This is a genomic window from Arthrobacter sp. AOP36-F1-5, assembly GCF_058137995.1.
Genome location: NZ_CM176892.1, coordinates 860,093 through 879,932, shown reverse-complemented (window position 1 = coordinate 879,932; position 19,840 = coordinate 860,093). Strand labels below are relative to the sequence as shown.

The 19,840-nt window shown below is 67.7% G+C and carries 19 protein-coding genes; 8 read left to right on the top strand and 11 right to left on the bottom strand.

What is annotated here, in order from left to right; translation table 11 throughout:
- Positions 1-110: 110 nt before the first annotated feature.
- Positions 111-743 (top strand): class I SAM-dependent methyltransferase, encoded by a 633-nt coding sequence (locus AC3ZI9_RS04005; RefSeq protein ID WP_444554975.1) that lies wholly within the window; start codon positions 111-113, stop codon positions 741-743.
- Here the strand turns inward: AC3ZI9_RS04005 and AC3ZI9_RS04000 are convergent.
- Complete coding sequence (locus tag AC3ZI9_RS04000) at positions 727-1,620, bottom strand: EamA family transporter (RefSeq protein ID WP_444554974.1); 894 nt, start codon at positions 1,618-1,620, stop codon at positions 727-729. The genes AC3ZI9_RS04005 and AC3ZI9_RS04000 overlap by 17 nt on opposite strands.
- 83 nt (positions 1,621-1,703) lie before the next feature.
- Here AC3ZI9_RS04000 and AC3ZI9_RS03995 point away from each other — a divergent pair, with 83 nt between their 5' ends.
- Positions 1,704-2,630: a LysR family transcriptional regulator gene (locus AC3ZI9_RS03995; protein ID WP_444554973.1), complete on the top strand. Its 927-nt coding sequence runs from the start codon at positions 1,704-1,706 to the stop codon at positions 2,628-2,630.
- Here AC3ZI9_RS03995 and AC3ZI9_RS03990 read toward each other — a convergent pair.
- Positions 2,620-3,897 carry a CynX/NimT family MFS transporter gene (locus AC3ZI9_RS03990; RefSeq protein WP_489923857.1) on the bottom strand — a complete coding sequence of 426 codons (1,278 nt, stop codon included), beginning with the start codon at positions 3,895-3,897 and terminating at the stop codon, positions 2,620-2,622. The genes AC3ZI9_RS03995 and AC3ZI9_RS03990 overlap by 11 nt on opposite strands.
- Positions 3,898-3,955: 58 nt before the next feature.
- On the opposite strand from AC3ZI9_RS03990, the gene AC3ZI9_RS03985 reads away from it, so the two are divergent.
- Positions 3,956-4,507 carry a CGNR zinc finger domain-containing protein gene (locus tag AC3ZI9_RS03985; RefSeq protein ID WP_444554971.1) on the top strand — a complete coding sequence of 184 codons (552 nt, stop codon included), beginning with the start codon at positions 3,956-3,958 and terminating at the stop codon, positions 4,505-4,507.
- 48 nt (positions 4,508-4,555) lie between these two features.
- On the opposite strand, the gene AC3ZI9_RS03980 is transcribed toward AC3ZI9_RS03985, so the two are convergent.
- The gene (locus AC3ZI9_RS03980; RefSeq protein ID WP_444554970.1) at positions 4,556-5,236 is read right to left on the bottom strand and encodes an aspartate/glutamate racemase family protein; all 681 of its coding nucleotides are present in this window, start codon (positions 5,234-5,236) and stop codon (positions 4,556-4,558) included.
- Positions 5,236-6,075: an NAD-dependent epimerase/dehydratase family protein gene (locus tag AC3ZI9_RS03975; protein WP_444554969.1), complete on the bottom strand. Its 840-nt coding sequence runs from the start codon at positions 6,073-6,075 to the stop codon at positions 5,236-5,238. The genes AC3ZI9_RS03980 and AC3ZI9_RS03975 overlap by 1 nt, the downstream gene beginning before the upstream one ends.
- Before the next feature lie 215 nt (positions 6,076-6,290).
- Between AC3ZI9_RS03975 and AC3ZI9_RS03970 the strand changes: the two genes are divergently transcribed.
- The 5 genes from AC3ZI9_RS03970 to AC3ZI9_RS03950 all read left to right on the top strand — a co-directional run bounded on the left by AC3ZI9_RS03970 (position 6,291) and on the right by AC3ZI9_RS03950 (position 10,145).
- The gene (locus AC3ZI9_RS03970; protein ID WP_444554968.1) at positions 6,291-7,001 is read left to right on the top strand and encodes a hypothetical protein; all 711 of its coding nucleotides are present in this window, start codon (positions 6,291-6,293) and stop codon (positions 6,999-7,001) included.
- 194 nt (positions 7,002-7,195) lie between these two features.
- Positions 7,196-7,447, top strand: coding sequence for a hypothetical protein (locus tag AC3ZI9_RS03965; RefSeq protein WP_444554967.1), 252 nt, complete (start codon positions 7,196-7,198; stop codon positions 7,445-7,447).
- A gap of 258 nt (positions 7,448-7,705) precedes the next feature.
- Positions 7,706-8,485 carry a hypothetical protein gene (locus AC3ZI9_RS03960; protein WP_444554966.1) on the top strand — a complete coding sequence of 260 codons (780 nt, stop codon included), beginning with the start codon at positions 7,706-7,708 and terminating at the stop codon, positions 8,483-8,485.
- A gap of 71 nt (positions 8,486-8,556) precedes the next feature.
- Positions 8,557-9,369 carry a hypothetical protein gene (locus AC3ZI9_RS03955; protein WP_444554965.1) on the top strand — a complete coding sequence of 271 codons (813 nt, stop codon included), beginning with the start codon at positions 8,557-8,559 and terminating at the stop codon, positions 9,367-9,369.
- Positions 9,366-10,145 (top strand): hypothetical protein, encoded by a 780-nt coding sequence (locus AC3ZI9_RS03950; protein ID WP_489923856.1) that lies wholly within the window; start codon positions 9,366-9,368, stop codon positions 10,143-10,145. The genes AC3ZI9_RS03955 and AC3ZI9_RS03950 overlap by 4 nt, the downstream gene beginning before the upstream one ends.
- Positions 10,146-10,152: 7 nt before the next feature.
- On the opposite strand, the gene AC3ZI9_RS03945 is transcribed toward AC3ZI9_RS03950, so the two are convergent.
- The 7 genes from AC3ZI9_RS03945 to AC3ZI9_RS03915 form a co-directional block, all read right to left on the bottom strand.
- Entirely contained in the window at positions 10,153-12,261 is a 2,109-nt protein-coding gene (locus AC3ZI9_RS03945; protein ID WP_444554963.1) for an iron ABC transporter permease, read from the bottom strand.
- A 7-nt stretch (positions 12,262-12,268) separates the two neighbouring features.
- On the bottom strand, positions 12,269-13,255 hold the full coding sequence (locus tag AC3ZI9_RS03940) for an ABC transporter substrate-binding protein (RefSeq protein ID WP_489923855.1): 987 nt from the start codon (positions 13,253-13,255) through the stop codon (positions 12,269-12,271).
- A gap of 82 nt (positions 13,256-13,337) precedes the next feature.
- Positions 13,338-14,162: an ABC transporter ATP-binding protein gene (locus tag AC3ZI9_RS03935; RefSeq protein ID WP_441380441.1), complete on the bottom strand. Its 825-nt coding sequence runs from the start codon at positions 14,160-14,162 to the stop codon at positions 13,338-13,340.
- A gap of 90 nt (positions 14,163-14,252) precedes the next feature.
- Entirely contained in the window at positions 14,253-15,794 is a 1,542-nt protein-coding gene (locus tag AC3ZI9_RS03930; protein ID WP_489923854.1) for a long-chain-fatty-acid--CoA ligase, read from the bottom strand.
- Positions 15,791-16,411, bottom strand: a complete 621-nt coding sequence (locus tag AC3ZI9_RS03925) for a TetR/AcrR family transcriptional regulator (RefSeq protein WP_444554959.1) — start codon at positions 16,409-16,411, stop codon at positions 15,791-15,793. Before AC3ZI9_RS03925 ends, AC3ZI9_RS03930 begins: the two co-directional genes overlap by 4 nt.
- On the bottom strand, positions 16,408-18,537 hold the full coding sequence (locus tag AC3ZI9_RS03920) for a 3-hydroxyacyl-CoA dehydrogenase NAD-binding domain-containing protein (RefSeq protein ID WP_444566461.1): 2,130 nt from the start codon (positions 18,535-18,537) through the stop codon (positions 16,408-16,410). The genes AC3ZI9_RS03925 and AC3ZI9_RS03920 overlap by 4 nt, the downstream gene beginning before the upstream one ends.
- 54 nt (positions 18,538-18,591) lie before the next feature.
- Positions 18,592-19,785: an acyl-CoA dehydrogenase family protein gene (locus AC3ZI9_RS03915; RefSeq protein WP_444566462.1), complete on the bottom strand. Its 1,194-nt coding sequence runs from the start codon at positions 19,783-19,785 to the stop codon at positions 18,592-18,594.
- Positions 19,786-19,840 lie beyond the last annotated feature (55 nt).

Below are 19,840 nucleotides of genomic sequence, written 5' to 3'. Positions count from 1 at the left end.
GTGGCTGTCGCTGGGCCACGACAGATCCATTCGCCCCTCGTGCCCTTGGGGGCCTGGCTTGCGGGCACTCACAGCTCCACGGTTCAATGCCCCCATGTCAGACTGGGTCGATGATCCCCCAGCCCGACTACCTCAACTACGCAGCGAAGATGCGGCACCTCGTCCTGTCCGGCGTCGATATGGAGGTCGAGGCCCGGTTCCTCGACATGATCAGCGGTCGCGGCGCCCGGATCCTCGACGTCGGCTGTGGGATCGGCACTGCCGTTGCTGCCTTGCGCGGCAGAGGCCATGCGGCATACGGGATCGATCCCACCCCCGCAGTCCTCGACGTGGCAGTCGAGCTCTACGAGCCCTCGTGGTTTCGTCCTCTCGGCGCCGTGGAGATCGCCCCGTCACAGCTGGTTCGCCAGGGTCTCCCCGGCTCCTACGATGTCGTGCTCATGTCGGGAAACGTCCCGGCGTTCCTCTCCGAAGCAGAACTCGAGGAAGTCATCGGGCACGTGGCCGAACTGTTGGATCCCGGTGGAACGCTGGTCATCGGAACCACCAGCGCGATCCGCGGCGGGCCCGGAGACCAGGATCAGGCGGCGGCATCAGCCGGCCTGAAGCTGGTTCAGCGCTATGCCGACTGGCATCTGGGCCCGTTCGACGCCGGTTCTCCTTGGTCGGTCGCTGTTTTCTCGGCACCCGGCACGCCGGATCCGCCTCAGGGACCCGACGGGATCTTCATCCTGCGCCGATGACCGCGTCGGTTTCGAGGTTCGTGCGTCGTTGGCCCGTCCTGGTGGCGCCGATCCCTGCGGCGATGACCAAGACGATCCCGATGACCGCTGCCGGACGCGGGACCTGGTCCAGGATGGTCAGCCCGATCAGCACGGCGATCGCCGGTTCCAGACACATCAGGGTCCCGAAGGCGGCGGTGGTCAGCTTGCGTAGGGCCAGCATCTCGAGGCTGAACGGAATGACGGGCAACAGCAGGGCCAGCCCGAACCCCCAGAGCAGGATCGGCCAGTCCAGGTTTCCGAGAACGGAGGGCCCGACCGCGAGCGTGGCGACGATCCCGGCCACCGGCATCGAGATCGCCAAGGCACTGATCCCCGAAACAGCGTCACCGGCCTTCTGGGTAAACAGTACGTAGCCGGCCCAGCAGGCGGCAGCACAGAGCGCGAAGAAGATCCCCACCGGGTCCGTGGCGCCCAACCACGGTTCGGTCAGCCCCAGGACGCCGGCCCCGGCGACCAAGGCCCACCACCGGGCCGGGCCCCGGCCCTGGACGATGGCCACCGACAACGGCCCGAGGAATTCCAGGGCGCTGGCAGTACCCAACGGAATCCGTTCGATGGCGAACATGAAGAAGATCGTCACCCCTCCGGTCGCCACCCCCAGCAAGGCACTGGTCCCCAAGGCGGCCCGGCTGTACGTGACCTTCCACGGCCGTCCCACCACGACCAGGATCACCGCCGCCCAGGACAGCCGCAGCCACGCGACCCCGGCTGGACCCAACGTGTCGATGAGTCCGACGGAGACGGCCAACCCCAACTGGACGCAGACCATCGCGGCGAGCGCCATGAGCGAGCCGGTGCCTGCCGAGTTCTCCGCCAGGCGGGGTGAGGAGTTCATGGGTCCATTGGAACGGAAACACTCCGTCAACGTCCACGTGACAATCCACAACGGATCATCCAGCATTCCTGCACAATAGAAGAATGGAAACCCGGCGTCTGCAATATCTCTACGAACTCTCCCGCATGGGCTCGATGCGCGGGGTCGCCGATCTGTTGGGGACCACGACGTCCACGGTCTCCCAGCAGATCGGTTTATTGGCCCGGGAGACCGGCGCCCGGCTCCTGGAGCCCGACGGTCGCGGGGTGCGGCTGACCCCGGCGGGGCGCCGTCTGGCCGATCATGCCGAGGCCATCCTGACCGCCGTCGATTCGGCGCGCCTGGATCTGGTTCCGGGGGCGGCCCCCTCGGGGACCCTGCGAGTGGCCGGTTTCGCCACGGCGATCCGCACGACCTTGATGCCGATCATCGCCGAACTGGCCGAGCGCCATCCCGGCATGGACATCATGGTCTTCGAACACGAACCGGCGGAGGCGCTGAAACTCCTCGGCGTGGACCAGATCGATCTGGCCCTGACCTATGACTACAACTTGGCGCCCGACCAGGTCGACGCGGGGGTGGACACCTTGCCACTGTGGAGCACCCCGTGGGGCCTCGGCGTACCGACGGCCGCCGCCCACCGGTTCGGGTTCCTTCCCGCCACAGGCACCCAAGACAGGTCGGGGACCACCGCCCCGGATGCGGCCACGGTCTTCTCGGCGTTCCGCGACCACGACTGGATCGGGAATTCACGCAATATCGCCGACGAGACGGTGCTGCGCATCATCTCCTCGATGGCCGGATTCGAACCGGCGCTGCGCCACCAGTCCGACAGCCTGGACCTGGTCGAGGACCTCATCCTGGCTGGTCTCGGCGTCGGGTTGCTCCCCAGAAACCGGCTGCCCCGGAAAGGGATCACCATCCTGGAACTGCATGATCCAGAGGTCAGGCTCCGCGCCTTCGCCCGCATCCGGCGCGGTCGCAGCGCCTGGCCGGCCCTGGCACTGGTCCTGGAACGGATCAGTGCTTGACGTAGCCGCTGCGCCCCGCCACCATCCCCGCCGGGAGTTGGACGACCAGGGCCACGAGCAGGACCCAGAGCAACGTCGTCCAGCTGCCCGTGAGGTCGTGCAGCACCCCGGCCAACAGCGGTCCGCTGGCCGACATGGAGTAGCCGATGGTCTGGGACATGGCGCCCAGTTCAGCGGTTGCCGAGCCGCCGCGGGCCCTCAGCAACGGCAACGAGAAGCCGACGCCGGTCATGATCCCGAAGCCCACGCCCATCAGCAGCATCCACAGCAGGGTCGGCCCGGTGGGCGCCACCAAGACACCGATGATCCCCGCGACGGTCAACAGGGTCCCTGCCACGGCCCCGCCGATCTGCGAATGGTGGCGGGCCACGGCGATCGAGGAGATCAGGGCCGGAACGATGGCCGCCAGGTTGGCGATCGACAGGGCGTTGCCGGCTGCGGCGGCAGGCATCCCCGCATCCATGAGGATCACGGGCAACCAGGCGTTGGCCGTATAGAAGACCAGGGAGAGCACCGCGAAATACACGGTCACCGCCCAGGCCAACGGCTGGCGCCAGACGGAGACCCCGCCGTCGTGCGTTTGAAGGTGTCCGGCACCGGTGGCCGGTTGCTTGCTTCCGCGCAGGAAAGGCATCCAGACGACCAGGCCGATGATCGGCAGGACCCCCCAGAGGGCCAGCGCACCGGACCAGTCCAGGCCCAATGCGCGCTGCAGCGGCAAGGTCAGGCCGGCGGCCGCTGCCGGGCCGGTGAACAGGGCGGTGGTGTACAGCCCGGTGAGGATCCCGGTGCGTCCGGCGTAGTCGCGTTTGATCAGGGCCGGGAGCAGGACGTTGCCGAAGGTGATGCCCACGCCGACCAGCGCCATCCCGGCGAAGAGGAATCCGGTGCCCGGCAGCATCCGCAGCCCGGTGCCGGCCAGGATGATGACCAGTGCACCGGAAATCGTGCGTTCGATGCCGAAGCGGCGTCCGATCCGTGGTGCCTGGGAGGAGAGCAGGACGAAACTGAGCAACGGGGTGGAGGTCACCAGTCCGGCGATGGCCGAGGAGAAGCCCAGCGATTCCTGGATCTGCCCGATCAACGGGGCCACGGCGGTGATCGGCGGGCGGAGGTTCAGGCCCACCACGACGACGGCTACCGCGGCGAACCACAACGGCACCAGAGAGCGGTGCGGGGCCACGGAGGGCTCCTCCGGTGCCGTTCCGGCGCCGGGTTGGGCGGTCGATGGTGCGGCGGTCGAGGGTGCGGTCTCTGCTGGGTTCATCGTCGTCCTTCGGTGGTGGGGCCCGACCAGCCTAGAAGGACCCTGCTACCCTTTCAACATGGCCAATAACGAGTTTGAGCATTACAAAGGGTGGGCGGTTGACCTCGCCGTCGACCTCGTGAACACGGCGGCGACCGATGATGACCGGCTGCGCGATTCGGCGGACGTGGCCGAACTACTGGCCAGACACCATGTGGCGGCGCGCCGCCCGGCCACCGACGACGATGCCGCCCATCTGCGGGCCGTCCGGGGGCAACTGCGCGTGGTGATGGACGCCGCCGAGATCGGCCAGGCCGCCCCGGCACTGAATTCCCTGGCCGCCGAGGGAGGGTGCACCCCACGGCTTTCCAACCATGACGGGCACGACTGGCATCTGGACCACCACATTCCGGGAGACCTGCTGTGGCGGCACGTCGCCGCCGAATGCGCTGCCGGACTCATGGACTTCATCCTGCGGCATTCCCCGCGACGGCTGCGCAGCTGCGCAGCATCCGACTGCTCCCGCTACTTCGCCGACCGCACCCGCAACGCCTCGGCACGTTTCTGCCCGCAACGCGGCTGCGCGAACAGGACCCGGGTGCGCAGGCACCGCCAGGCCAGGGAACTGTAATGCCCTAATCTTCCGCCGGGGCGTTCCCCGGTGGTGAAGAACACACCCTCAGAGGCGTTCGCGGATCAGGGCGCAGGCACTGGGGATGGGTTCGATGATCTCCACGGCACCGCCCGTGGCCAGCCGACGGGCCGCCTCACTCAACGGTCCCCCGGCGATGATGACGGCGCGGGCGCCGGCCGCCCAGGATCGAAGTGCCGCGCTCTGCAGTTCGGCGAATTGTGCCTCGGGGTCGGTGGCCAGCTGCAACGGGCCCGCGGCAGTGGTCTCGACCCCGCAGAAAAGCCCCGCCTCGGCATGCTCGTCGGCGAGCCGTTCCAAAGAGGAAACCAGACGAGGAGTGGTGGTGGCCATCCCGAACCGTCGGCCGCCCCGGGCCGCGGCCAGGATGGATGCCTGGCCGATGCCGACGACGGGGATCCCCAGTTCCCGGGCCAACCGGCCACGGCCCGGGTCCCCGAAAGCCGCCACGACGACGCCGGCCACCCGGCTGCCTTGGTCCGAGGCCAGGATCTCGTGGACGGTGCGGCAGACTTCGGTCGCTGCCTCGGCCAGGGCCCCGGAGTCCAGGATCATCCGTGGTCCGGAGCGGGCCGTGACCGCGCGCAGTTCATATCCCGAGCCGGCCAGCTCCCGCCCGGCGATGTCGGCCATCAGGGCGGTGGTGTCCTCGTTGGTGTTCGGATTGACCAGCAGCACCAGGCCGCCGGTTCCGGCCGGGGTGGTCATCACGGGTGGCGGACCCCGGACCCCTCGAGCACCGCCGCATAGCCTTCCCGGTAGCTCGGATAGGAATACGTGTAGCCGCTGGCACGGAGCAGGTCGCCCCGCAGGCGTTTTCCTGCCGGCTCCCCCGGGTTCGGTGCTTCCTGCCAGGGCATCCCCAGGCGTCCGGCGAGGAAGGAGAGCACCTGCAGCTGGCTGACCGGCTCCTCGTCGACGCCCAGATACAGCGGGCCCGGCGCATCCACGGCGGTGGCCAGATGCACGATCGCTCCTGCCGCGTCGTCGCGGTGGATGCGGTTGGTATAGAGCCCGGGGACGGACGGGTCGACCTCCCCGGTGCGTACCTGGTCGATCAGGCGCGTCCTGCCGGGCCCGTAAATACCTGACAGGCGCAGCACGGTGCCCTGGGGGGCACGGGCGGCCAGCAGCTCTTCGGTTTCACAGAGCACCGCGGCCGTGGCTGTTGGCGGATCCACGGGGCTTACCTCGTCCATCCATGCCCCGTCGACGTTGGGGTAGACCGCCGTGGAAGAGACCAGAATGATGCGTTCGGGGCGCACACCGTCACGTTCGAGTGCATTCAGGACGTTGGCCAGCCCCTCCCGGTAGACCTGCCGGTAGGCGTCCGCGTTGCGTGCCCCCGCCGCCGGCGCCACGACCACGATGCTGGTGTCAGCCGGCACGGGAGGCAATTCGCCGGTCAGGTCCGCGACCACCGGCTCGATGGCCCCGGGCAGCACCTCGGGCGAACGCCGCCAGCCGACGACGCGATGTCCGAGCGCGGCGAAGCGTAGTCCTGCTTCGGTCCCCACATCGCCACATCCGGCCATCAAAACAGTCATGTTTGGTTTTCTCCTTGAAGAAGTTTCGGGCCTTCCATCCTATGCGTGGTGACAAACTCCAGGCTTCGGTAGACCACCCGGAGGACCGTTGACGACTTCAGATGGTCACGTACTCGTGGGTAAGCAGATTTTTCCACCCGTTCTACATAGGATGCGGATCATCACGTCTTGTGTCCCGGGCCGCCGAGTACCGGGAGGTCACTCCAGGGGAAACGATGAACTTTTCACCACGCCGTCCCGTGGCACGCTGCGTCGTGGCACTGGTATCGCTGGTCCTGTTCACGGCCTGCGCCGCACCCGCACCCGGACCCCATACGCCACCCCCCGAGAGCACTACCGCCACCCCGAGTGCCGCGGCCACCGATTCGACCCGGATCCGGATGCTGGTGCGTTCCGTGGCCGATGGCTATTTCGAGTTCGAGGCGCCACCGACCTGGACCGTGGAGAAGCTGGAGGTCGATCCCCTGCTGGCCCACCGCCCCGAGGCCGGCCACCTCCGGGTCCTGAATGAAGAGGGCAAGGTCATGGCGGAGTTCGTCTCCGGCGACGCCCCGATGGCGGAGGCGGAAACCGGCGATCAGGACCGGCCCTACACCAGGTTCGATTCGGCCCCGACGTTCATCGAGGACCACGCATTCGTCTACGACGCACTGGGCAAGGACGGTTCGGACGCCTCGATGGCCCTGAGCCCGCAGGAGGAATCCGATGATGAAGTCTCCGCCCTGCCCCGCCGCTTTTCCTATGTGGGCGGCAGCGGCGTGTTCCGCCGGGAGATCGGACCGGATACCCCGCTGGCCGGGGTGTCTTCGAAGCTGAAGGGGACGAAGCGGCTGGAGGCCTACACCCGCACCCAAGAATACCTGCAGATCAAGGCGATGCTCACCTCGCTGCAGCAAGCCAAGACGACGCATGTCTCCCCGCCGTGACTTCCGGGTCCGTCACCGCATCCCGGCTGCACTACCCCGCCCTTCCAGAGTCATGAACTCATCCCCCTTGATTCTCCTCATCAGTCGCCTCCGGGCGCGCGGCCCGTGGCGGATGACCGGCCTCCCCCCCAACTGAGAGGCGTAGGCTGAAGCCGCGGTTTTCTTTCACTGTGGGGGGGGCAGCGAGCATGGGCATGAATTCGAACATCGATATCGCTTCGCTGAATATTGCTGAGCTCACGAGCCTTTCGATCCTCATCGTCGTGCTCACCGTGGGCGTACTCGTTTGTTCTGCACGCATTGCGGTTCGGAACAAGTACCGCAAGCTCGACGAGAGTTCCTTCGGGCCCGGGGTTTCCACGGCTGAAGTCGAGAATCATCAGGTACCCACCCCACTGATGAACCGGGCCACTGGATCCACTGGTACCGGCAGGAGGAGTCCCTGATCGGTGCATCCAGGTGACCCATTGAACCCAGGTCGGCTCGCGGGACCTGCCCCGCGCTGTGCGTTACTCGCCCGTCATGGTGCGCCGGGCACCTCCCTGCCCTGTCGGGTGGACGTTGACGACGGCGGACTGATGATCGAGTTCCGTGCAGTTCCCATCAAGACCCCGGGCAGCCAAGGTCGCCGACCGAGCGGCCTGGCAGTAGCGTGGAGAGAACCAGCCTCCGGGCACCTCGACCAGCGGGAGTTCCACCCAATAATGAAAGTCGCAGCCTTCCTCGTCGCCACCATCGCCGGCACCCTGGCCGTCCTGTGCGCGACCTACGGTGCAGGCCAGGCGGCCCCGGGGTCGCCGGTGCCTGCGATGGTGGCCGGCCTGGGCCTGCTCGTGGTCCTCGGCTCGCTGTTCTGGTGGGGATTCCGGCGGGCCTTGTCCGTGGCCAGCATCCGACGCCGCGAGGGTTCCGCCCTGTTCTGGACCGCCGAGGCCCGGCAGCTGGTCGGCCATAAATTCGCCCTGGTCGGCGCCATCCTCGGCACGGGGCTGGCCGTCAGCGTCATCGCCTTCGCCCTGACCGGCGCCACCGATCTGTCCCCCGAAGCGTTGGGGTCCCTGTCCTTCCAACTGCAGATGGTGTTTGTGGTGGCCGGCCTCACGACCATCATCGTCACGTTCGAGTTGAACAGCGCCCTGCGCAACGCCGCCGAAGCCGCCCCCGGGGAGATGCCCCGGATCAACCAGGCGGTCCTGGGCGGCAAGGACGTCGACCTCACCGACCCTCAACGGCGTGCGGCGAACCGCATGGCGCTCGTCGTCCCGGTCGTCCTGCCGTTGCAGAAATTCGGGTTGTTCTACCTCTACGGCTATTTCGCCACCGCCTTCATCGAGACGCTCCTGACCGGTGAACGCCAGGTGATGCCCGCCGTGCTCCTGGTCTTCATGGGCGTCGTCGTACTCATCTACCTTCCCCATCTGGCCCGGCAGATCCGCCATGCCAGCCATTACGCCCGCACCAACACGCCCCAGCCCGCCCACTGAACGCCCAGACGCCCGGGGCACGAGGCCTACCCTCGGCCCCATCGCCGACCCACGGGAGAACAGTCCTCCAGATGAAACCCACCCTCTTCCAACTCCACCTCCTGCTGGCAACGCCCGTGGTCCTGCTCGGGACCCAGGTCGCCGGCCAGCTGGCCCCGGCCTCCCCGGCTCCGGCCCTGTTGTCCGGCTTGGGCCTGTTGCTGCTGTTCGCGGCGCCGCTCTGGTGGCGGCTCAGGCATGCCTTCTCGGAACCCAACCCATTGGGTGGCGGCCCTCCGGAGCAGATCTGGACCGCGGATACGGCCTCTGAGGTCTTCGCCCGTAATTTCGCCCGGACCGGAATCCTCCTCGGGGTGGCCCTGGCGATCAGCGTCATCGTCTTCGCCCTGACCGGTGCCCACGAGCCACCGGACCAGGCGTTGGAGGTGCTCTCCTACATCGTCCAGGGGCTCTTCGTGTTGACGGCCTTCACGCTCACCATCACCTCCGTGCCGTTGGATACCGCCTCCCATGACGCGGTCGGTGACTCCCGGAAGTCCATGAAGCGGATCAACCAGGTGGCCTTGGGCGGCAAGGACCTCCCCCTCACCGAGCACGATCGACTGGTGGCCCTCCGCGTGGCGATCGTGGCACCGCTCAGGCTGCGTCTACGGGGCTTCGGCATCACCTTCTTCCTCGCGTTCCTCGCCGTGGGCTTCGGCAGGAACATCGCGCTGGGCGAGGGCGACATCTTCGACTTCCTCCTCCCGGCCCTGCTTCTTCTGCTCGCCCTCATCCGGATCCCCTATGTGGCCGGGCAGTTACGTCGGGCCCGCCACTACGCCAGCGAAAACCTTCCCCGTCCTCTCGCCGAACGCTCAAGCGCCAACGTGGAGGACCGATGAAAACGTGGTTCTTCCTGACCTACACCATCAGCGGAACCGTGCTCGTCATGTTCGCGGCCCTGGGCGCCGGCCAGTTGGCGCCCGGGTCCCCGGTTCCTGCCCTGGTGACCGGGCTGGGGCTCTTGGTGATCCTGGGGTTCCCGCTCTGGTGGCGGCTCAGGGATGCCTTCTCCACACCGGACCCGCTGCGTGGCGGACGGGCCATCGCCTCCTGGTCGGAAGCCACCCCGGTCATCTTCGCCCGCAGGTTCGCCCTGATCGGCGCCGTCCTCGGCGGTGGGCTGGCGATCAGCGTCGCCGTCTTCGCCTGGTTCGGCGCCACCGATCCACCCGCCGCGGCGTTTGAAACACTGCTCGGGTACCTCCAGGCGCTGTTTCTGGCCGCCGCCTTCACGGCCATCTTCTCCGCGACGTCCGTGGGGCAGGCACTGCTGCGTGCCGCAGGAAACAGCCAGGAGCAGTTGAAAAGGATCAACCAGGTGGTCCTGCGCGGTCGGGAGATGGACCTGGACGGACAGGAGCAGATCCACGCCGCCCGCGTCGCCTCGGTCCTGCCGGTGTCCGTCCCGTTGCAGACCTACGGTTTCGGTTACCTCTTTGCCTCGACGGGCACGATCTTCGCCCGCCAAGCCCTCGTGGGTCAGGGCGGTTTCTTCGGTATCCTCTTCCTGATCCTGCTGGTGATCTTCGTGGCGGTTCTGGTGCCCCGCACCATGCGCCAGGTGCGCAAGGCCCGCCGCTACGCCAACAAGCACGCCGGTCTGCTCGCCGAATGAAACTGCCCTACCGTTGCCCCGCCTTGGACCTCCACAGCAGATACACGAAATAGGGGGTCCCCACCAGGGCGGTCATGATGCCCGCGGGGATTTGCGCCGGGGCGATGACCGTACGCCCGATCGTATCGGCCAACACCACCATGCAGGCCCCCAGCAACGCGGCAACCGGCAGAACCCGGGCATGGCGTGATCCGACCAGGCTCCTGGCCGCATGCGGTGCAACCAGACCGACGAAGGCAATAACCCCCACCGATGACACGGCGCCGGCCGTCAGCATCACGGCCGTGGCGAGCAGGACCAACCTCGCCGGGGCCAGGCTGATGCCCAAGACCCGCGGCGAATCGTCATCTACGGCCAGCAGGTCCAGGTCACGACGCGCCCCGGCCAGCACCGGCAGCGCGAGCAGCAGCGCCACCAGGGGCGGCAGCACCGAGTCGAAGCTGCGCCCATAGGTCGAGCCGGAGAGCCAGGTCAACGCCTTGGCCTGGTTATGCGGGTCGGTGGAGACCAGGATGATGGCCACCAGGGCCGCCAGCCCGGCGGAGATCCCGACGCCGATGAGGACCAACCGGTTTTGTTGCAGCCCACCGCGGAAGGCCAACCCGAACACCAACACGGCGGTCAGGGTCGAACCCGCCAGCGCCGAGCCGGTGATCAGCCAGGCCCCGGCCAACGGCACCGTGGTGATCACCGCAATGGCCGCCAGTCCCCCACCCGCGGAGACGCCGAGCAAACCGGGTTCGGCCAAGGGATTACGTGAGATGGCCTGGATCAGGGCGCCGGCGAACGCCAGGGCGGCCCCGGCCAACAAGGCCACCACAACCCGCGGCAGCCGGGTGTTCAGGACGGCGGTGACCGTCGGGCCCGCGTTCCCCATCAGCCAGTTCGACAGATCCCCGAGCAACAGTTTTGCGTCCCCCAGCAACGCCCCGGCCCCGAGCAAGCCCACCAGCAGGACCACGAGCCCGGCCACCACCGCCAGATACCTGGCCGGAGACCTCAGCTTCGCCAGGGTATCGCCCATCATGGCCGTTCCGGCATCTCTCATCCGGTAGGCCAGCACCACCAGGAACACCGCCCCGAACACCGTGGTGACGGCTCCGGTGGGCACCTCCACCCCGGCTGCGGCCCCCAGGATCAGGCGCACCAGCACATCCGCACCGATCACCACGATGGCCCCGACCAGTCCGGAGACCGGCAGCAACGCCCGGTGTCGTATGAGTCCGTCGACCCTCGTGGCCAGCAACCTCACGATCGCCGGGGCACAGAGCCCGACGAAGCCGATGGGGCCGGCAATGGTGACCGAACAGGCGGCGAGCAGGACCGCCAGAACGACGGCGGCAATTCGTCCGGCCCGCGGGTCGGCTCCCGCCAGCCGGGAGGCATCATCGCCCAGCGAAAGCAGATCCAACCGGCGGGCCAGCAGGAGCAGACCCACCGCACCGAGCAGGATCAGCGGGGAGAATTCGCGTAGATCGGTGCTGCTGGTATGCCCGATGCTGCCACTGCCCCAGGCCAGCAGCCCGGTGGTTTCCTGGTTGAAGAGCAGCAACAGCGCCGAGGTCACCGAGGACAATCCCAGCGCGATGGCGGTTCCGGCCAGCACCAGACGCATGGGCCCGCCGCTGCCGGAACCTCCCGCCCCGGAGAGCCCCAGGACCAGCAGGGCGGCGGCCAGACCGCCGATGAAGGCCAGCCCGCCGGAGGCCAGCGAAGGCAGGGCCACCCCGAAGGCCGCGACGGCGACGATGACCAGATGGGCCCCGGCGTCGACCGCCAGGGTGTCCGGGGAGGCCAGCACGTTGCGGGTGGCCGATTGCAGCCCGGCCCCGGCGAATCCCAGCGCCACCCCGACGAGCAACCCGGCCAGCAACCGCGGAATGCGTGAGGCCTGCAGGACGGCGGTCTGCTGGTCGGTGCCTTCCCCGCTCAGGATCCGCAGCAGATCGGCCGCCCCCACGGTGGCGGTGCCCTGGCCCAGGTGGATCAGCCCCAGCAGGACCAGCAGGCCCAGCCCGCTGGCGGCGACCACGGCGATCCCCCGGCCCCGGCGTCCCGGCGTCGTCCGCCGTTCTGGGTCCTGGGGCGGGGAGGCCCGTTCGGTGTCGAGACTCATCCGGCGTTCAGGAAGCGGTGAGGGTGGAGACCAGGGACTTGACGTATTGCGTCATCGAGGAGGGGCCGCCGAACATCCAGATCCCGTCATCGAGGCGCTCCACGTTCCCGTCCTGGACGAAAGGCAGTGACGTCCACACCGCATTATCCTTCAGCGCGTCGGTGAAGTCCCCGTCGACGGGGCTGCCGATGTAGACAAAATGGTCGGTTTTTAGTTTGGTCAGCGCCTCGACGTCGGTCGTGGCGAGCCCATAGGCGGGGTCGCCCTCCAGGGTCCATGGTGCTTCCAGGCCCAGCTCGGTATTGATATCCGTCAGCAACGATCCTGCGGGATAGGGCCTCAGGGACACCTGGCCGTCGGCGACCCAACCGTCGGTGAAGGCCACGCGGGCCCCGTCCAGCCCGGCATCTGCGAGGGTGTCCCGCCCCTCGGTGACGGCCTTTTCGTAGTCGTCGATGGTCGCCGCGGCGGCTTCCTCGGTGCCGGTGGCCTGGGCGATCAGGTCCAGGTTCTCGGTGGCCTGGTCGATTTGCCGGCTGGCATCGGCCGGGGTGATCACGAAGACCGGGGCCAGGTCCTCGAGCTGGGCGATGACGTTCTCCGGCAGATCCGTGGTGGCCACGATCAGATCCGCGTCCAGCGAAGCAACGGTCTCGAAGCTGGGCTCGCCCCGGGTGCCGATGTCGGTGACCGTATCGTCCAGGGGTTCGGCTGTCACCCAGTCGGTGTAGCCCTTGACGTCGGCCACCCCGACGGGCATCACTCCCAGGGCGACCAGGTCCTCCACGACAACCCATTCGGTGCCGACGACCCGGGTGGCCGGCGCGTCGAGTTCGATCTTTTTTCCACGGGTGTCCGTCAGGGTGACCGGGCCGGCGGACTCGGCCGGGGCCTGACCGTCAGCGGTGCTCCCGGCGGGTTCTTCGGTGGTACCGCAACCGGTCAGCAGCAGGGTCGCAGTGGTCAGGATGAGCAGGGGGCGCAGGAGCTTCATGGGGCAGGGGTTCCTTCGGATCGGTGGTCGGAGGCAGGGGTGTTCCACCGCCGGGGCGGGCGGCGGGCGTGAAGCCGGCAGGTTAGACGAGCGCGCCGGCGCGTTTGCCGAGGGCGTGGGTGCGAAGCCGTCCCGTGAACGGGTCGGTATGGGTGACGACGTCGATGCCGTAGACCCTGCTCAGCAGCCCGGATTCCAGGGCTTGCTCGGCCGGGGCGTTGGCGAGGATGCGGCCTTCGGAGAGGACGGCGATGCTGTCGGCAATATCGGCGGCTTCGTCGAGGTCATGGAGGACGACGCCGATGGCCACCTGATGGTCGCGTGCCAAATCGTGGATCAGGTCGAAGATTTCGACCTTATAGCGCAGGTCCAGATGGTTGGTCGGCTCGTCGAGCAGCAGGATCGAGGTGTCCTGGGCCAGGCAGCTGGCCAGCCAGACGCGTTGGAGCTGACCTCCTGAGAGTTCATGGACACCGCGGTTCGCCAGCTCGGTGATCCCCGTCAGCTCCATGGCGTGCTCGATCGCTGCCGCCCCGTCGGGGTCGGCCGCCCGCCAGCGTCCCCGATAGGGGTGCCTGCCGAATTCCACGACGTCGCGCACACTGAGCCCGTTCGGGACCGGACGGCTTTGCGCCAGCAAGGTCACCCGTTGGGCGAACTCACTACGTTTGAGGGCCAGGGCATCGGTGCTGGCACTGGCTTCTTCCAGCTGCAGGGCCCCTGACTCGGCATCATGCAGCCGGGCCAAAGCGCGCAGGAGCGTCGATTTGCCGCTGCCGTTGGGGCCCACCAGCGCCAGGATGCGGCCGGGTTCCAGCGTGAGGAACGCATCGTGGACGACGTCGGTGCTTCCGTAGCGCAGGTTCAACCCGTCGGCCGTGAGCATGACATTAGGTTTATTGGACATCACGCAAACATATTAGCTTAGGCTCACCTTACTGACCAACCTGTGGTGTGATCCGCATCGGTGTGGGAACCCCATGCCCGGAACCGTGAGCTACTCCCCCGCCACATCGCGGCGCAGTTCGCGTTTGAGGATCTTATGGCTGGGCCCCAGCGGGAACTGGCCGACGAAGCGGATGCGCCGGGGGTATTTATGCTTGGCCAGCCGGGTCCTGCTCCAGGCGATGATGTCCTCCGCGGTGGGCTCTGCGCCGTCGTACCCGGTATCCCTGATGACCACGGCACAGATCTCCTCGCCGCGTTCCTCGTCGGGAACCCCGATGACCGCTACCTGCTCGATGCCGGGGCAGCGGGAGAGGACCTCTTCGACCTCTCGCGGGTAGACGTTGAATCCGCCGCGGATGATGACGTCCTTGGTGCGGTCGAGCACCGTGATGAAGCTGTCGTCGTCCATGGTGCCCAGGTCCCCCGTGCGCAACCACCCCTCGACCATCGCCGCTTCGGTGGCTTCCGCGTTGCCGAGGTAGCCGGCGAAGACGTTATGCCCGCGCACCAGGATCTCGCCCAGTTCGCCATGGGGCAGTTCGGCAAGGGTCTCGGGGGTGGTGCGGTCGCTGATCATGACGTCGACACCCCAGATCGCCGGGCCCACGGTGCCCGGTTTCACACCGGCGTTAGGGGTGTTCGTGGAGACCACCGGGGAGGTTTCCGAGAGGCCGTAGCCCTCAAAGATGGTCACGTCGAAGGCGGCGTTGAACCGCTCCATCAACGTCTGCGCCATGGCAGCTCCCCCGGAGACGCAGAGCCTGAGTCTCGGCAGTTCGGATTCGTCCTCGGCGGAGGCGAGCAGCTGGTGGAACATGGTCGGCACCCCATGGAAGACGTCGACCTGGTGCTCGCGGATCAACCCCAGCGCCCCGGCGCCGCTGAACCGGGGCAGCAGCACCAGGGTGGCGCCGAGCCGGAAGACGGCGTTCATGCTCGCGGTCTGCCCGAAGACGTGGAAGAGCGGCAGGCAGCCCAGCGCCACGTCGTCGTAGTGGACGTCGTTGGCATCCACCGCCGATACGGTCGCGTTCATCACCATGTTCACCTGCGTCAGGATGGCCCCCTTGGGGGTGCCGGTGGTCCCCGAGGTGTAGAAGACGACGGCGGGGTCCTCGGCTTCACGCGCCACATAGTGGGCCAGCTTCGCCGGTTCCAGTCCAGCGTCCAGGCCCGGGTCTTCCGCGTCCTGCTGTGGCCAGGTGCTGGTCACCACCGGGATCCCCACTTCCGCGGCCGCGGGACCTCCGACCGGCAGGAAGGAGGGGTGGCAGATCAGCATCGTGGCGCCACTGTCGGCCAGCACGTGCACGACCTCCGGGACGGTGAGCAGCAGGTGGACCGGTACGACCACCCCGCCGGCGGCGAGCACGGCATAATAGGAACGTGGGAAGTCCACGACGTTGGGGCTCATGATGGCCACCGCGTCACCGGCGCGGATCCCGGCACCGGCCAACGAGGCCGCCTGTTGAAGCGCTTGGCCCCATAGCTGTGCGTAGGTGTAGGACGTTCCTTCGCTGATCACTGCCGTCTTCTGCGGATACTTGCGCGCCGACCCTTCCAGAACGGCGGCGAGGGATAATGCTGTCATGCCGGGTTTTTCTTCCTGGGATCCGATACGGATGGGGCTGCCAGCAGGGCGGCCACCGAGGTTTCCAGCACTGCTCTGGCGTCGGCAACGGAACGTTCCAGGTACTGGCGCAGCAGTTGCCAGCTGGCCCAGTCGGAGACGACGACCAGGGCCGCGACGAGTCGTTCCCGCTCCCCCGCCTCATGCCGATCAAGTTCTTCGGCGAAATGGGCTTCGATTTCTGCGCGAATTCTCTCCAGGTTCTGACGCAGATTCTGTTGCAGCACGGGTGAGAAGGGGCGTTGCACATCGGCTGCCCGCGCCAGTGGTGCCAGTTCCTCCAAGGCTGCGGCCCGGTGGCGCGCGTAGGCCTGGATGCGTGCGGGCAGGCCGGTGCCCTCGGGCGGCGGGGTGAAGGCCGAGGCCCGGTCATCGAGTTGTCGGCGGGCGGAGGCGGCCATCACCGCCTCCATATCGGTGAAGTGGCCCCAGAGCGTCCGGGGGGACACCCCCGCGCGTTCAGTCACCTGGCGGGCGGTGGGTTTGAGTTTCCCGTCGGTGATCAGCCCCAAATGGGCGTCGACGATCTGGGAGCGGGTGCGTTCGGCCCGGGCGCTGCGGCCGTCCACGTCGTTCATGCTCGACCATTTCCCGGGGCGCCCTGGCCGTCCGGGGTCGCCTCGGTCAGCCAGGGGGCCGGTTCCAGCGTCGGATCCCCGGTGGCCCGGGCGTGCTGGCGGAGCCGATCGGCGATCCGGGCGCACCCGATCTGCTGGGCGTAGAACATGGGCCCTCCCCGGTGGGCGGGCCAGTTATAGCCTTTGACCCAGATGAGGTCGATGTCCCCGGGGCGTTCGGCGATGTCCTCGGCGAGAATCCGGGCACCTTCGTTGATCATCGGGTAGAGCAGCCGTTCGAGGATCTCCGCGGAGTCGATTTCCCGGCGTTCGATCCCCTGTTCGGCGCTGGCAGCTTCGATGATGTCGGTGACTGCGGGGTCCTCCTGACGCTCACGGCCCTGGTAGGCGAAGAAACCTGCTCCGGTCTTTTGCCCGAACCTGCCGGCCTCGCAGAGCGCGTCACTGACGGCAGCTGTGGTGCCCCGGGCCTGGCGGTTGCGCCAACCGATATCCAGCCCGGCCAGATCGGCCATGGCAAACGGGCCCATGCGGAAACCGAAACCGGTCAACGCGTCATCGACCTGCCCCGGAAGCGCCCCTTCCAGCAATAAGGCCTCGGCCTGGCGGGCGCGGACTTCGAGCATCCGGTTGCCCACGAACCCATGGCAGACCCCCACCACGACGGGGCATTTGCCCAGCCGCCGGGCCAAGGAAACCGCTGTGGCGAGAACCCGGGTCTCGGTGGCCTCCCCCCGGACGACTTCCACCAGTTCCATCACATTCGCGGGGCTGAAGAAGTGCATTCCCAGCACGCGGCCGGGATGGGCCGTGGTGGCGGCGAGTGCGTCCACATCGAGGTAGGAGGTGTTCGTGGCCAGTACTGCGTCCTCGCTGGCGTGGGCATCCAGTCGGGCGAAGATCTCTTTTTTGACGTCCAGGTCCTCAAAGGCCGCTTCGATGATGAGGTCTGCCGAGGCCAGGTCGGCGTAGTCGAGGCTTCCGCTGATGCGAGCAAATTGTTCGTTGGCCCTCTGGGGGCTGCGGCTGCCGTGGGAGACCGAAACGTCCAGAGTCGCCCGGACCTGGGTCAGGCCGCGGTCCAGGGCTTCGGCAGAGGTTTCCACCACGGTGACCGGAACCCCCGCGGTGGCCAGGGCCAACGCGATGCCCCCGCCCATGGTCCCGGCACCGATGACTCCGGCACGCCGCACGTCGCGGGCGGCTGTTTCTCCCGGGGCGGTGGCGAGGGCCCGGGGCGTGCGGCTGGCCCGTTCGGCGGCGAAGAGGTGGCGACCGGCCGCCGATTCGTCGCTGGCCAGCCGCTCCAGGAACTTCTCGCGTTCGAGCTCCGCCCCGGCGTCGAATCCCTGCTCGATGCCTGCGGCGAGGGAGTCCACTGCCGCCCGGGCCGCGAAGGGGTCCTTGGCCTTGCGCAGTGCCGGGGCCGCGAGGCGTTCGATGGTTCCCGGAACGGCTGAAGCTTCGGCGATCCGCCGGTTCAGGTCACGGGTTCTGGTGGGGGGCGTCGACTCGGTTCCGGGCTCCTCGTCGAGCCGGGAAGCCGCCCAGGCGACGGCGGCACAGGAGAAATCCCCACCATCAAGAACCGCGTCGATGAGCCCGTCACCTTCGGCAGTGGCTGCACCGACGCGCGTTCCGGTCAGGATCATGGCCAGTGCCCGTTCGGGCCCGACGAGTCGCGGCAGCCGCCCGGTGCCGCCGGCCCCCGGGATGAGCCCCAAGGTGATTTCCGGCAGCCCGACCAGGGCCTCGGGGTGGGCGACCCGCCTGTGGGCGGCCATCGCCAATTCCAGCCCCCCGCCCAGGGCCACCCCGGAGATGGCTGCGGTCACCGGCAGGGCCAACGACTCGATCCGGTCCACGAGTTCGGGCAGCGAGATCCCGTCGGTGGAGCCACCGAATTCGGTGATGTCGGCGCCGGCGGAGAACGCCTTCTCCGTGCCCGTGAGCACCACGGCGCGCACACCTGACAGATCCGCCACGTCATCGAGGGCCTGGGCGATCGCCGTGCGGGCCGCCTGCCCCAGGGCGTTGACCGGCGGAGCCAACAGGGTCAGCAGGACGACGTCGTCGTGCCGGGAGAGGGCGACCCGGGGCGCGGGGCGGGAGCTGCGGTCGGTCATGGAGCCCTTCCGGTGGGGTGCAGGTACTGGCAGGCTATTGATTCGGCGGCAGGGTTATTTGAAGGCTGAGATGCCGGTGATGTCCCGGCCGACCAACAACGACTGGATCGAGTCGGTCCCTTCATAGGTGCTGACAATGTCCATATCGGTCAGATGCCGGGCGATATGGCGTTCGATGAGTACACCGTTCCCGGCGAGCATGTCCCGGGCCTCGTTGCAGATCCATTTGGCCTTCTGCGCGGTGGACATCTTGACCATGGAGGCCATCGGACCGGTGAGTCGGTCGGTCTCTGCCAGCTCGGCCATCCGGGTGCACATCAATTGCATGGCGGTGAGCTCGGAGAGCATATTGGCCAGCTTGTTCTGCACCAATTGGAAGCTGGCGATCGGTTGGCCGAATTGTTCGCGCTGACCGGCGTAGGTGGCGGCGATTTCGTAGGCGGCCATGGCGTGGCCTACCGCTTCCCAGGCGGCGCCGCCACGGGTTGCGGTGAGTACCCGGGAGACATCGCGGAAGGAGTGGCAGTTCTCCAGTTGGTTGGCCGCGGGAACGCGCAGTTCCGAGATCACGATATCGGATTGCCGGATCGCCCGTTTGCCCATTTTCCCGGTGATCACGGTGGGTTCGTATCCTGCGGGGTAGGTACCGTCGTCGTTCTTCTCCATGACGAATCCCTTGACCTGGCCGTCGGCCGCGTCACGGGCGAAGATGACGACGATATCGGCGGCATCCCCGTTGCCGATCCAGCGCTTATGCCCGTTGAGGACCCATTCTCCGCCCTCGCGGCGGGCGCTGGTTTCCAGGGCAACGGAGTCTGATCCGTGCTCTGGTTCGGTGAGCGCGAACGCCCCCGTGCGCTGAAGCGTGGCCATCTCCGGCAGCCAGCGTTGGCGTTGTTCCTCGCTGCCGAGCATGGCGATGGTCCCCATGCCCAGCGATGAGTGCACGCCGATATAGGTGTTGATGGAGCCGTCGCCGCGGGAGATTTCGCGGGCGACGATTCCTGCCGCCCGGCGGCTCAACCCCGGGCACCCGTACCCTTCGATGGTGCCGCCGATGATGCCCAGGCCCGCCAGCCCGGGGCGTAGCTGGTGCGGGAACTCGGCCCGTTCCCAGTACCCGTTGATGATGGGCAGGACATCCGTATCGACGTAGGCTCGGATCCTGTCGCGCAGGGCGATCTCCGCATCGTCGAGTTCCTCGTCGAGCAGGAAGTAGTCGCTGGTGACCGTCATACCGTTTTTCACGCTGCCATCCTGTGGTGGGGGGAACTGGCGGGTCGAGCAACCCGAACAATTTGCA